At 50.8% G+C, this 649-nt stretch carries 1 protein-coding gene and 1 pseudogene; one reads left to right on the forward strand and one right to left on the reverse strand.

Features of this window, described 5'->3' with window-relative positions; translation table 11 throughout:
• Nucleotides 1-137 (forward strand): annotated as a pseudogene (locus tag RUA4292_RS24450) (glutamine synthetase); the annotation flags it as partial.
• Between the two features lie 279 nt (nucleotides 138-416).
• Here the strand turns inward: RUA4292_RS24450 and RUA4292_RS09410 are convergent.
• The coding region (locus tag RUA4292_RS09410; RefSeq protein WP_145974924.1) for an integrase core domain-containing protein at nucleotides 417-649 on the reverse strand (233 nt) is incomplete at its 5' end.

The raw sequence follows: 649 nt of genomic DNA on the forward strand, positions 1-649 counted from the left end.
ACGACAAGGACAAGGAACTGAAGGCCATGATGGGTGCCGAGTTCTCATCCGCGTTTCTGAAAATGAAACATCAGGAATGGAACTCTTTCGTCTCTCACTTCTCACGCTGGGAAAAAGACAACACTTTGGACATCTAATCCGGATTGCAAGGTGGCAATTCTGGGCCGCGGCAAAAGCTGCGGCCCCATTTTTTGAGGCCCCAAGTGGCTCGCTAGGAGCGTTCTCAAGTTTCAGCATACGCAAGGCGAGTCTCGACGCAGTTTGTGACCACATCGCCAAGCATCAAGACGACACGAAAATCGTATACTTTTACAAAGGGCTATCTATTCCGCAACTGGGTCTGGTGCAAACTTTTGACCTTTTGCAAGTGATGGTGTGGAGCTGAGCAGCCCTATCTGACGGGTCCAACGTGATTGTTAGTGCATGATCGGCCTGTGTTCCATCGGGATGATGGTTTCTGGTGCCGGAGAGCGATAACCCAGTGCACTGTGTGGTCGTTTGGTGTTGTAGTGCTTCCTCCATTCTTCGATGATGATCTGCGCTTCTCTGAGCGAGTAGAAGATTTCCCCGTTCAACAGCTCGTCCCTCATGCGACCGTTGAAGCTTTCACAAAATCCGTTCTCCCAAGGCGAGCCTGGTTCGATGTATG

This window comes from Ruegeria atlantica, from assembly GCF_001458195.1.
GTDB classification, from domain to species: Bacteria; Pseudomonadota; Alphaproteobacteria; order Rhodobacterales; family Rhodobacteraceae; genus Ruegeria; species Ruegeria atlantica.